Source organism: Peterkaempfera griseoplana, from assembly GCF_001418575.1.
Taxonomy (GTDB): domain Bacteria; phylum Actinomycetota; class Actinomycetes; order Streptomycetales; family Streptomycetaceae; genus Peterkaempfera; species Peterkaempfera griseoplana.
In genome coordinates, this window is the sequence record NZ_LIQR01000012.1 from 1 (window position 1) to 11037 (window position 11037).

Sequence of the window (11037 nt, forward strand, 5' to 3'; positions counted from 1 at the left end):
CCGCCGGACGACCCGGCCGTGCCGCCCGGATACACCGCGGTCCGCGACCCCCTGGGCTTCTCCCTGGAGGTGCCCGACGGCTGGACCCGTTCCCTGGAGCCGCCCAGGGTCTTCTACTACTCCCCTGGCCGGGTCTTCCGGCTGGGCGTCCGCATCGGCGCCCGGACCGCCGCCGGCCCGGTGGCGGACCTCAGCGCCCAGGCCGCCCGGGGCGCCCGGGACTATCCCGGCTACCACGACGGCACGGTCGGCCGGACGGTGATGCACGGCGGCACGGCCGCCCTGTGGCAGTTCACCTGGGCGGGGGACGGCGGCGGGAAGCGCCGTACCCGTGATCTGTGCTGGGTGGAGCACGGCCGCACCTACGACCTGTGGATCTCCGCGCCGCTGGAGCGGGACCAGGAGGCCTGGAAACACTTCCAGACCGTGCAGGCGTCGTTCCGTCCCTGAGGCCCGGCCGCAGCGGACCCCGCGGCGCCGCGGCGCCGCGGCGCGTCAGCTGCGGCTCAGCGCATAGGTGCGCAGTCCGCCGACGTCCTGGGTACGGAGGAACCCGGCGCGGTCCATGACCCGCTGGGACGGCAGATTGCCGGGCGCCGCGGTGGCGGTGACCCGGTGCACCCCGGGCTGCCCCAGTGCCCAGCCCGACAGGGCCCGCAGCGCCTCGGTGGCATAGCCGCGGCCGCGCGCACCGGGGGCCAGTTCGAAGCCGATCTCGGCGGCGCCGTCGAGCGGCGGTCCGTGGAAGCAGATGCCTCCCACGGTGAGGCCGTCCGCCCGGCGGTCGATCCGGTAGAGCGCCCAGCCGGGGGTGTGGCAGCCCGCGTCGGCGGCCAGGGTGAGCAGTCCGGCGGCCTCGCGGGTGCCCTCGCCCGGGACGCCGCCCAGCCACTCCCGGTCGCCGGTGCGCCCTGTCATCAGCAGGGCGGCCTCGGCGGGCAGCACCTCGTGCAGCACCAGACGCTCGGTGGGCAGGGTGCACGGGGCGGAGGGCTGGGACATGGCGGCCATTATGCCCGCCCGGGAAATTTACTTGAGTACTCAATGGTTGTGGCATGCTTGAGTACTCAAGGAGGTCACGATGAGTGAGTATCTGGACACCTGCCTGCGGCTCGCCCGGGCCCAGGCGGTGCTGGTCAAGCGGTTCGACAACCAGCTGGGCAGGCTGCACGGCCTGAGCTTCGCCGACTTCGTGCTGCTCCAGCAGCTCGGCAGCGCCCCCGGCGGCCGGATGCGGCGGGTGGACCTGGCCGCCGCCGTGGGCCTCACCGCGTCCGGGGTCACCCGCTCACTGGGCCCGCTGGAGCGGATCGGCCTGGTGGAGCGGGAGCCGGACCCGCGGGACGCCCGGGTCGCCTACGCCGCACTGACCGAAGCCGGCCGGGAGCGCCTGCAGCACGCCGAGAAGGCGGCCGGACAGCTGGCGGCGTCCGTGCTCGGCGGCGAGGAGTGGGCACCCGGGGAGGTGGCCTCGCTGGCCGGCTACCTGGCCCGGCTCGGCGGGACCGGGCTGCCCGGCCCGACCGCCTGACCTGCCGCCACGCCCCGCCGGCGGCAGTCCGGCGGGGCTCGGCGGGACCGTCGCGGTAGCGTGCTCGGCATGGCACCGAGATTCGCTACCGCACACCGTCCCGACCTCGCCGAACTGGTGGAGTTCCTGCGCCCCCGGCACCGCGCGCTGCTGATCACCACCCGGGCCGACGGCCGCCCCCAGACCTCGCCCGTCGCCTGCGGAGTGGACGCCGAGGGCCGCATCGTGGTCTCCACCTATCCGCAGCGGGTCAAGTCCCGCAACGCCCGCCGGGACTCCCGGGTCTCGGTCTGCGTGCTCTCCGACGACTGGGACGGCCCGTACGTCCAGGTCGACGGTGCGGCCGAGGTGCTGGACCTGCCGGAGGCCCTGGAGCCGCTGGTCGACTACTACCGCTGCATCGCGGGCGAGCACCCGGACTGGGACGAGTACCGGGAGGCCATGCGCCGGCAGGGCAAGTGCCTGATCCGGGTCACCCCGGAGCGGTGGGGCCCGATCGCCACCGGAGGCTTCCCCCCGCCGTCGGACGCATAGCGTCCCCCGCCGGGGCCCTCACCCCGGATGCCCCAGGTGCGCGGTGGAGCCCTCCAGCACCCCGCCGAGCCGCAGCCGCAGCCGCGCCAGGGCGGCCGGGTCCCCGCCCACCGCCCAGCGCGGCCCCACCAGGTAGCGGCCGTAGCTCTCCGCCTCGGCCTTCCACTGCTCGAGCCCCGTCTGCCTGGTGAAGACCACCATCGCCACCCGCCCACCGGCGGGCGAGGTGCAGACCGCCTGCCGGAAGTCGGCGTTGGCGGTGCCCGGGCGCAGTGCGCAGCCCGAGAGCGCCGCCAGGCGGCCCAGGTCCGCCGGCGCGGGCGCCACCGCGGGGGCGGGCGGGGCAGCGGCGGAAGCCCCGGACCGGCCGGCCGCGGACCCCGGCGTGCCCCCCACGAAGGCGGCCCCCGCGAGCGCCGCACAGAGCGCCGAGCCCGCCAGCAGCCGGGTCTGCAGGCGGCGCGCCGGGGCGGCGGTGGCGGGGATCGCCGGGCTGACGGCCATCGCGGCCCTCCTCGCGTACACGGTCGTGTCCCTGGGTACGCGCCGGACGGCATGGTGGTTCACCCCGTGCGGGCCGGTCGGGGAGCCCCTGGTGAGCGCGGGCTCCCGGGCGGGTGCAACCCGCGGATCCGGCTGCGGGGGCGGCCTCGAGGCGATGTAATGACCAGGTGGGAGGCGAGCAGGCGGAGAGGCACCGGACAAGGACGCTGCGCGCGGAACTCGCCCGCAGTCTGCTCCGTGCCGGTCTCGACACCGCGACGCCGCTGCGGTCCCTCGCCGAGCAGGTGCTGGTGTGCACGGGCGCGACGCTGGCCGCGGTGTACACCCCCTGTGAGCGCACCGACCAGCTCACCCTGGTCGAGGAGGCCGGCGTCCCGCGCAGCGTGTACGGACTGCAGAGCTCCTACCCCGTCACCGGGGACTCCCCGCCGGCCAGGGTGGCCGCCACCGGGGTGCCGCTCTGGCTGGCGTCCGGCGAAGCGGTGCACGTCGCCGCCGGACCGGTGGTGGTCGCGGCCCCCGGCGGTGAGCCCGCGGCGCCCGCCGGTGAGCCGGTGCTGCACGCGGGGGCGTCGCTGGCCGTGCTGCCGCTGGGCGGCGGGGCGGGCCGAGGCTGTCTGCTGGTCGTGGACGACTGGCCGGCCCCGTTCGACGAGGAGTACCGGCGGGTGCTGGCCCTGTTCGCCGAGCGGATGGCCACCGACAGCACCCTGCCGCCGCCCGGCGAACGCACCGGCGACACCGACGTCGGCCACTTCTCGCTGACCCTGACCACCGGCCTGCTGGAGGCCGACGCCCGGGTGCTGGACCTGTTCGGCCTGGCCCCGGAAGAGTTCGACGGCCGGGTGGAGACGCTGCTGGCGCTCACCGTCCCCGAGGACCTCCCGGGTCTGATGTCCGCGCTGGACCCCAGCCACGGGGCCGCCGGACGCGACCTGGAGTTCCGTATCCGGCGCCGCAGCGGCGAGCTCTGCTGGCTGCGGATGTACAGCGAGCTCTCCCTGAGCCGCGACGGCGCGCCCACCCGGCTGGAGGGCACCATCGCCGACGCCTCCCGGATGCGCCCCGGCGTCGACGACATCGCCCTGGTGCGGCGGCTGGCGGCGACCCTGGCGACCGCCGTCACCGTCAAGGACGTGGGACGCGCCGTGGTGGCAGCGCTTCGCCACCCGCTGGGCGCCGCCCGGGTGGCGCTCGCCGAGCTGGAGGCGGACCGGCTGGTGGTCACCATGCTGGACCCGCCCGAACCCGACGCCTGGCCGGACATCTGGCGCGGCCAGTGGCGTACCGAGTGGCCGGACGCCCCGGCCCGTGCCATGCCCACCCTGGAGAGCGCGCTGCGGGAGGGCCGCGCTTCCTACTGGCCGGCGGGCGCGCCGCTGGAGGAGGCGCTGACCGGCATCGGGCCCGGCGGGCTGGCGGTGCTGCCACTGCCGTCCTCGGGCCGGATGGTGGGCGGCTGCATGCTCGGCTGGTCGGCGCCGCACGAGTTCACCGCCGACGAGCGGGCCCTGCTGACCGCCGCCGCCGCACTGGCCGGGCAGGCCCTGGAGCGGGCCCGTGCGCTGGACGCCGAGCACGAGCTGATCGGCACCCTGCAGCGCAGTCTGCTGCCGCGGCGGCTGCCGGAACTGCCCGGCGGCACGGCCGTGGCCCGCTACCTCCCCGCAACGGCCGGGCTGCAGGTGGGGGGCGACTGGTACGACGTCATCCCGCTGACGGACGGGCGGGTGGCGCTGGTGATCGGCGACGTACAGGGGCACAACGCGGTCGCCGCCACACTGATGGGCCAGATCAGGACCGCCATTCGCGCCTACGCCATGGAGGGGCACCCCGCCGACGTGGTGGTCTCCCATGCCAACCGGCTGCTGGTGGGGCTCGGCACCGACCTCTTCGCCACCTGCTGCTACGTGGTGGTGGACATGGAGGAGGGCACCGCCTGGTGCGCGCGGGCCGGGCACATCCCGCCGGTGCTGCGCCTCCCGGACGGCACCACCGAGGTGGTCAGCGCCGAGGGGGGACCGCCGCTGGGCGTCGACGACGACGCGTACTACCCGATCACCCCGCTGGCGCTGATGCCGGGCACCGTGCTGGTGCTCACCACCGACGGTCTGGTGGAGTCCCGCTGCCTCACCCTGGACGACGGTCTGGACCAGCTCCGCGCCATCCTGGCCCGCACCGACCCGGGCGATGTGGAGCTGGTGGCCGACGCGCTGCTCGGCGGGGTCGAGCGGCGGGACGACGACGTCGCCGTGCTGCTGCTGCGCTACGTGGGCGTGGGATCGCTGCCGGTGCGGGCGGGCTGGGCGGTGTGGCGACTGCCCGAGGCGGTCTCGCACGCCCGCCGCTTCGTCGGCCGTACGCTCGGCTCCTGGGGGCTGGCGGACCAGCGGGACGTGGCCCTGCTGATCGTCTCCGAGCTGGTCACCAATGCGCTGGTGCACACCCAGGGGCCGGTGCGGCTGGATCTGACGTATGTCGCCGACCGGCTGCGGATCGCGGTGACCGACTCCTCGCCGCGCTCGCCCGTCAAACCGGCCAGCATCGGCTGGGAGGCCACCGGAGGACGGGGGATCCTGCTGGTGGAGGCGGTGTCCACCGGGTTCGGCTCACTGCCGATGGGCGGCGGCAAGCAGGTGTGGAGCGAGATCACCGTCCCTTCGGGGCGGGCGGACCACCATCGGTCCGGCAACGGGCGCAACGGCCGCCGGCGCTGAGACCCGTGGTCACCGTTGAACTGACTCGTCGTCACTTCCGGGCGGCACGACCGACTCCCGCTCCACCAGGGCGGTGAGCAGCGGCAGGGACGCGGCCAGCCAGGCGACTGCCAGCAGCCAGCCGCCGAGGACGTCGGTGGGCCAGTGCACCCCCAGATAGACCCGGCTGGCGCCGACCGCGGCGGCCCAGCAGCCGCAGAGCACGGCGACGACGCGTCCGGTGGTGCGGCCGCCTGCCCGCACCGCGGCCCAGGCGAGCAGACCCGCGGCGATCGCCGAGGTGGTGGTGTGGCCGGACGGGAAGGCGTGGCCGCCGGCTGCGGCGGCCCAGTCGGCCGCCGCAGGGCGCGGCCTGGCCACCGCCTCCATCACGGCGGTGCGCACCAGTTGACCGAGCGCCAGCACCGCCGCGCAGGCCACGGCGACGGTGGTCCTGCGGCGTGCCGGGCTGCCCGGGCGGCAGACCGTCCAGCCGGCGGCGAGGGCCAGCAGATAGGGGACGGCTCCGGTGCCGGTCGCGGTGAGCAGCCGGACCAGGGTCGTGGCGGCGGCGGGGCGGTGGGCGACGGCCCAGTCGTGCAGCGCCCGGTCGACCGGGAAGGGGTGCCCCGACCTCGCCGTCACCGCCAGGGCGAGCAGCGCGAAGGCGGCGGCCGGCAGCGCGACGGCGAAGGCCCGGCGTAGCGCGGTCGCGGTGCGCGGGGCCATGGGTGCTGCCTTTCCGTTCGGGTGCGGGCGCCGACGGGCGACACCGATTCGTCTACGCCAATGTAGACGACGCTGGGGGCGGCCACCGCCACCCGGTCGGCGCAGCGCACGCCGGAGCGCCTCCGGGGCAGGGTCGCACAGGGACGGAGCGTCCGCCCGGGGAAGCGCCGCCGTCCGGGTGAGCCGCCGGTGGCCACGCAGCGTGCCGGACGGCCGGGTACCGGGGCGGCCCTAGCGTGCTCCCGAGGAGTGCGCCGGGCGCCTCCGTGTCCCGTGACCGCCTGCACCGCGGACGGGAAGGCCGTCGCTTCCGGGGAGGCACACCCATGTCCGCTGCACCGCCGTCCGCCGCCGGCAACCGGCGTCTGCTCCCCCTGCTCTCCGGCAGCAGCCGGGCCTTCGGCGCGGGCGCCGCAGCGCTGGTCCTGCTGGCCGCGGCCCCCGCGCCCGCCGCCGCCCCGGGCCGCGCCGCCGGGCCGGGGCCCGATCCCGCCTCGCTGGTGAACCCGCTCATCGGCACCGCCGGGGTGGTGCACACCTTCCCGGGCCCGGTGGTGCCGTTCGGCATGATGCAGCTGGGCCCGGACACCACTCCCCTGCGGCCCTACGGCGGAGGCTACGGCTACTCGGCCGGACGGCTCTCCGGCTTCAGCCTCACCCACCTCAGCGGGCCCGGCTGCCCCGCGGCCGGGGACGTACCGCTGCTGCCCGTGTCCGGCGGCCTGCCCGCCGACCCCGGCAGCGCCTCGGTGGGCTTCTCGCACCGGCGGGAGACCGTACGCACCGGCCTCTACCGGGTCACCGACGACGGCGGGGTGACCACCGAACTGGCCGCCGCCGCCAGGGCCGGGATCGCCCGGTTCACCTTCCCCGCCGGGAAGGACGCCCGGCTGCTGCTGAAACTGCGCGGCGGCGCCACCCGGGTCGACTCCACCCGGGTCCGCTTCGTCTCCGACCGGGAGATCACGGGGTCGGTGCGCAGCGGCCACTTCTGCGGCGCCGACAACACCTACACCCTGCACTTCGCCATCACCTTCGACCGCCCGCTCAAGGCGGCCGGCACCTGGCGCGGCCGCCGGCAGCAGAGCGTCCACGGCCCCGCCGGCACCGACACCCAGGGCGCCGACGGCGCCTACGCCGCCTTCGACACCTCCGGCGGGCGCACCGTCACCGCACGCATCGGCATCTCGTACACCAGCCGGGCCGGGGCCCTGGGCAATCTGCGGCGCGAGGCCGCGAACCGGGACGTCCACGGTCTGGAGGGGGCCGCCCACGCGGCCTGGAACCGGGTGCTCGGCCGGCTGCGGGTGACCGGCGGCACCCGCGACCAGCAGGTGCAGTTCTACACCGCCCTCTACCACGCGCTGCTGCACCCCAACGTCTTCAGTGACACCGACGGCCGCTACCCGGGCATGGACAGGAAGGTCCACACCGTGCCCCGGGGCCACGCCCAGTACGCCAACTTCTCCGGCTGGGACACCTACCGCACCCAGGCCCAGCTGATGGCGCTGGTGGACCCGGCGGTGGCGAGCGACATGGTCTCCTCCATGCTGCGCGACTTCGACCAGGGCGGCTCGCTGCCCAAGTGGGCGCAGAACAACGGCGAGAGCTGGGTGATGATCGGCGACCCGGCCGACGGCATCATCGCCGGGGCGTACGCCTTCGGGGCGCGTTCCTTCGACGCCCGCCGCGCCCTGGCGGTGATGGTCCGTGAAGCCGTGGGCCCCAACCACGCGCGACCCGGGCAGGCGGTGCGCGACCGGCTCGGCTATCTGCCGGTCGACGGCAGGGACTGGGGCTGCTGCCACTTCTACGGCACCGTCTCCACCCAGCTGGAGTACGACAACGCCGACTACGCCGTCGCGGCCTTCGCCCGCGCCCTGGGCGACCGGGCCACCTACACCCGCTTCGCCACCCGGGCCCAGGACTGGCAGAACCTCTTCAACCGGGCCTCGGGCTACCTCCAGCCCCGGCTGGCGGCGGGCGGGTTCGCCCCCGGCTTCACCCCCGGCGCCACCCGGGGCTTCGTAGAGGGCACCTCGGCCCAGTACACCCCGATGGTCGCCTTCAACCTGCGGCGGCTGATCGAGGGCCGCGGCGGCAGGAGGGCCTGGAGCGCCTATCTGGACTCCCTGCTCAGGGACCTGCGCCGGCCCACCCCCACCACCGCCGACCTCAACAACGAGCCCAGCATCGGCATCCCCTGGCAGTACGACTGGACCGGCGAGCCCTGGAAGACCCAGCGGGCCGTGCGCAGGGTGCAGCGCACACTCTGGTCCGACACCCCGGGCGGCCAGTTCGGCAACGACGACCTGGGGGCGATGAGCTCCTGGTACGTCTGGTCGATGCTGGGCCTCTACCCCGCGGTGCCCGGTTCCGACCTGCTGGTGCTGGGCAGTCCCGCCTTCCCCGAGGTGACCGTCTCACAGCCGGGGGCTGCGCCGTTCACCGTGCTGGGGCGGGGCGCCTCGGCGGGCGGCCCGTATGTGCACGCGCTGACCCTGGGCGGCCGGTCGCACCCCCGGCCCTGGCTGACCTTCCGCGAACTGCGCGGGCGCACCCTGGCGTTCACCCTGGGCGCCACCCCGGCCAAGGGCTGGGGCGCCGCCTCCGCGCCGCCGTCGGACGCCACCGGCCAGCGCCCCTGGCCCCGTCGCTGACGCTACGTCAGTCCCGTTGGTCGCGGCCTGCGGAGCCGGCCCGGGCCGTGAAGGCCCGGACCAGCTCCGCCACCTCGGGCGCCCGCTCCAGCAACGCCGACCAGTGGCCGGCGCGCAGCGTCCGCCGCTCCAGGCGGGGCACCCAGCGCTCCAGGCCCTCGGAGAGCGCGGGCCGTACGAAACGGTCGCCGCTCAGGGTGACCAGCTGAACCGGGACGGCGGTGCTGCGGCGGCCCGGACGGGCCACCCGGGAGAAGAAGTTGGCCCGGTACAGCTCGATGCCCCGCACCGCGTCCCGGGCCAGCGTCGGCTGCGGATGCCCCGGGCGCGGGCGCACCCCCTCGGCGCGGGCCAGCAGTCTCCCCCAGACCCTGGCCAGCCCCAGCCGCCACACGGCCGGGGCCAGCACCGGGACATGGAACGCCGCGATGTACCAGGAGTGCAGCGACTGGTCGAGCAGCTGCCCCAGCCGGCGCGGCGTGGGGTGGGAGAGCCGCTCGCGGTACCAGTGGCCGACATGGTCCAGGCAGGGCCCCGAGATGCTGGTGTACGAGGCGATCCGCAGCTCCGCGCCGGGCGCGGTGACCGCCTCCCAGGACTGCAGCGAGCCCCAGTCGTGCGCCACCACGTGCACCGGGCGGTCCGGGCTGACCGCGTCGGCCACCGCCAGCAGGTCGGCGGCGAGCAGCTCCAGCCGGTAGCCGGAGCGGTCCTGCGGAGCGCCGGAGTCGCCGGCGCCGCGGACGTCGTAGCGGACCACATGGTGGTCCGCGGCCAGCTCGTCGGCGACCCGGTCCCACACCCGATGGGTGTCCGGATATCCGTGCACCAGCAGCACGGTGGGCCGTCCGGGGTCCCCCTGCTCGGCCACGGCGAGCGGCAGTCCGGCGGAGTGGACGGTACGGCGGCGTACGGCGGTGGGGGTCATTCCGCGAACCTACCCCTTGTCGACACCGAGTCCAATAGTGTTCGCCGCGAACCTGTACCCCGCACGTATCCGCTCTCCCCGGCGGCGGCCGGCCCGTCGCCCGGGACGCCGGGGGTCTCGCCCGCGCCCGCACGCCGGCCCTAGGCTGAGCCGCACCCAGCTCCGGGCGAGGAGGCGCGATGACCAGCGGACTGCCGGCGTTCCCCGAGGGCTTCCTGTGGGGCGTGTCCACGGCCGCGTACCAGATCGAGGGAGCGGTGGACGAGGACGGCCGGGGGCGGTCCGTGTGGGACACCTTCGCCCACACCCCCGGCAGGGTCCGCGACGGCCACACCGGCGACACCGCCTGCGACCACTACCACCGCTGGCCGGAGGACCTGGCGCTGCTCGGCGGCCTCGGCGTGGGCGCCTACCGGTTCTCCATCGCCTGGCCCCGCGTCCAGCCCGGCGGCAGCGGCGCCCCCAACCCCAGGGGGCTGGACTTCTACGACCGGCTGGTCGACGCCCTGCTGGAACGCGGTGTCGAACCCGTCCCCACCCTCTACCACTGGGATCTTCCGCAACCCCTGGAGGACCGCGGCGGCTGGCTGGACCGCGACACCGCCCACCGCTTCGCCGAGTACGCCGCGCTGGCCGCCGAACGGCTCGCCGACCGGGTGGGACGCTGGATCACCCTCAACGAGCCGCTGGTCCACATGGCCGAGGGCTACGCCTTCGGCACCCACGCCCCCGGCCGCGCCCTGCTCTTCGACGCCCTGCCCGCCGGCCACCACCAGCTCCTCGGCCACGGCCTGGCCGTCGCCGCACTGCGGGCACGCGGCGCGCGCCAGGTGATGCTGACCAACAACTGCACCCCCGTGGTGCCGGCCAGCGACTCGGCCGAGGACACCGCCGCCGCGGCCCTCTACGACGCCTTCCACAACCGGCTGTTCAACGACCCCGTCCTGCTGGGCAGCCACCCCGACCTGACCGCGGTGGGGCTGCCCGCCGAGCCGCCCTGGATCCGCGACGGCGACCTGGAGACGATCAGCGCCCCGCTGGACGCACTCGGCGTCAACTACTACAACCCCACCAGGGTCGCGGCCGCCGCCCCCGGCACCGGCCTGCCGTTCGACATGGTTCCGATCGAGGGGGTGCCCACCACCGCCTTCGGCTGGCCGGTGGTCCCGGACGGCCTCCACGACCTGCTCACCGGTCTGCACCTGCGGTACGGCCCGGCCCTGCCACCGATCCTGGTCACCGAGAACGGCTGCTCGGTCGAGGACACCGTGGACGGCGACGGCCGGGTCCGCGACACCGCCCGTATCGACTACCTCGACGGCCATCTGCGGGCGCTGCACCGGGCGATCGCCGACGGCGTGGACGTCCGCGGCTACTTCGTCTGGTCGCTGCTGGACAACTTCGAGTGGTCCGACGGCTACCACCAGCGCTTCGGCCTGGTCCATGTCGACTACG

The 11037-nt window shown here is 75.6% G+C and carries 9 protein-coding genes and 1 pseudogene; 6 read left to right on the forward strand and 4 right to left on the reverse strand.

Features of this window, described 5'->3' with window-relative positions; genetic code table 11:
• A pseudogene (locus AOK09_RS00990) lies at positions 1 to 450 on the forward strand (serine/threonine protein kinase); the annotation flags it as partial.
• Between the two features lie 45 nt (positions 451 to 495).
• Here the strand turns inward: AOK09_RS00990 and AOK09_RS00995 are convergent.
• Positions 496 to 1002, reverse strand: coding sequence for a GNAT family N-acetyltransferase (locus tag AOK09_RS00995; RefSeq protein WP_107101202.1), 507 nt, complete (start codon positions 1000 to 1002; stop codon positions 496 to 498).
• A 79-nt stretch (positions 1003 to 1081) separates the two neighbouring features.
• Here AOK09_RS00995 and AOK09_RS01000 point away from each other — a divergent pair, with 79 nt between their 5' ends.
• Together AOK09_RS01000 and AOK09_RS01005 are read left to right on the forward strand one after the other, a co-directional pair.
• The gene (locus AOK09_RS01000) at positions 1082 to 1531 is read left to right on the forward strand and encodes a MarR family winged helix-turn-helix transcriptional regulator (protein WP_055585156.1); all 450 of its coding nucleotides are present in this window, start codon (positions 1082 to 1084) and stop codon (positions 1529 to 1531) included.
• Between the two features lie 69 nt (positions 1532 to 1600).
• A complete protein-coding gene (locus tag AOK09_RS01005) occupies positions 1601 to 2065 on the forward strand; it encodes a PPOX class F420-dependent oxidoreductase (protein ID WP_055585162.1) in 465 nt (154 codons plus the stop codon).
• Between the two features lie 18 nt (positions 2066 to 2083).
• Here the strand turns inward: AOK09_RS01005 and AOK09_RS01010 are convergent, their stop codons facing one another.
• Positions 2084 to 2569 (reverse strand): hypothetical protein, encoded by a 486-nt coding sequence (locus AOK09_RS01010; protein ID WP_055585157.1) that lies wholly within the window; start codon positions 2567 to 2569, stop codon positions 2084 to 2086.
• Positions 2570 to 2736: 167 nt separating this feature from the next.
• Between AOK09_RS01010 and AOK09_RS01015 the strand changes: the two genes are divergently transcribed.
• Positions 2737 to 5286, forward strand: coding sequence for a SpoIIE family protein phosphatase (locus tag AOK09_RS01015; RefSeq protein WP_055585158.1), 2550 nt, complete (start codon positions 2737 to 2739; stop codon positions 5284 to 5286).
• A gap of 9 nt (positions 5287 to 5295) precedes the next feature.
• Here the strand turns inward: AOK09_RS01015 and AOK09_RS01020 are convergent, their stop codons facing one another.
• A complete protein-coding gene (locus AOK09_RS01020; RefSeq protein WP_063795794.1) occupies positions 5296 to 5994 on the reverse strand; it encodes a phosphatase PAP2 family protein in 699 nt (232 codons plus the stop codon).
• A gap of 326 nt (positions 5995 to 6320) precedes the next feature.
• Here AOK09_RS01020 and AOK09_RS01025 point away from each other — a divergent pair, with 326 nt between their 5' ends.
• On the forward strand, positions 6321 to 8654 hold the full coding sequence (locus tag AOK09_RS01025; RefSeq protein WP_055585159.1) for a GH92 family glycosyl hydrolase: 2334 nt from the start codon (positions 6321 to 6323) through the stop codon (positions 8652 to 8654).
• Between the two features lie 7 nt (positions 8655 to 8661).
• On the opposite strand, the gene AOK09_RS01030 is transcribed toward AOK09_RS01025, so the two are convergent.
• Positions 8662 to 9582, reverse strand: coding sequence for an alpha/beta fold hydrolase (locus tag AOK09_RS01030; protein WP_055585160.1), 921 nt, complete (start codon positions 9580 to 9582; stop codon positions 8662 to 8664).
• A 179-nt stretch (positions 9583 to 9761) separates the two neighbouring features.
• Between AOK09_RS01030 and AOK09_RS01035 the strand changes: the two genes are divergently transcribed.
• A partial coding sequence (locus AOK09_RS01035) for a GH1 family beta-glucosidase (protein ID WP_055585161.1) occupies positions 9762 to 11037 on the forward strand: 1276 nt, incomplete at its 3' end.

What these genes read in the sequence shown, in the direction of transcription:
- AOK09_RS01020 (WP_063795794.1), bottom strand. Translation starts at nt 5,994, where the DNA reads ATGGCCCCGCGCACCGCGACCGCGCTACGCCGGGCCTTCGCCGTCGCG.
- AOK09_RS00995 (WP_107101202.1), bottom strand. Translation starts at nt 1,002, where the DNA reads ATGTCCCAGCCCTCCGCCCCGTGCACCCTGCCCACCGAGCGTCTGGTG.
- AOK09_RS01025 (WP_055585159.1), top strand. Translation starts at nt 6,321, where the DNA reads ATGTCCGCTGCACCGCCGTCCGCCGCCGGCAACCGGCGTCTGCTCCCC.
- AOK09_RS01000 (WP_055585156.1), top strand. Translation starts at nt 1,082, where the DNA reads ATGAGTGAGTATCTGGACACCTGCCTGCGGCTCGCCCGGGCCCAGGCG.
- AOK09_RS01005 (WP_055585162.1), top strand. Translation starts at nt 1,601, where the DNA reads ATGGCACCGAGATTCGCTACCGCACACCGTCCCGACCTCGCCGAACTG.
- AOK09_RS01030 (WP_055585160.1), bottom strand. Translation starts at nt 9,582, where the DNA reads ATGACCCCCACCGCCGTACGCCGCCGTACCGTCCACTCCGCCGGACTG.
- AOK09_RS01010 (WP_055585157.1), bottom strand. Translation starts at nt 2,569, where the DNA reads ATGGCCGTCAGCCCGGCGATCCCCGCCACCGCCGCCCCGGCGCGCCGC.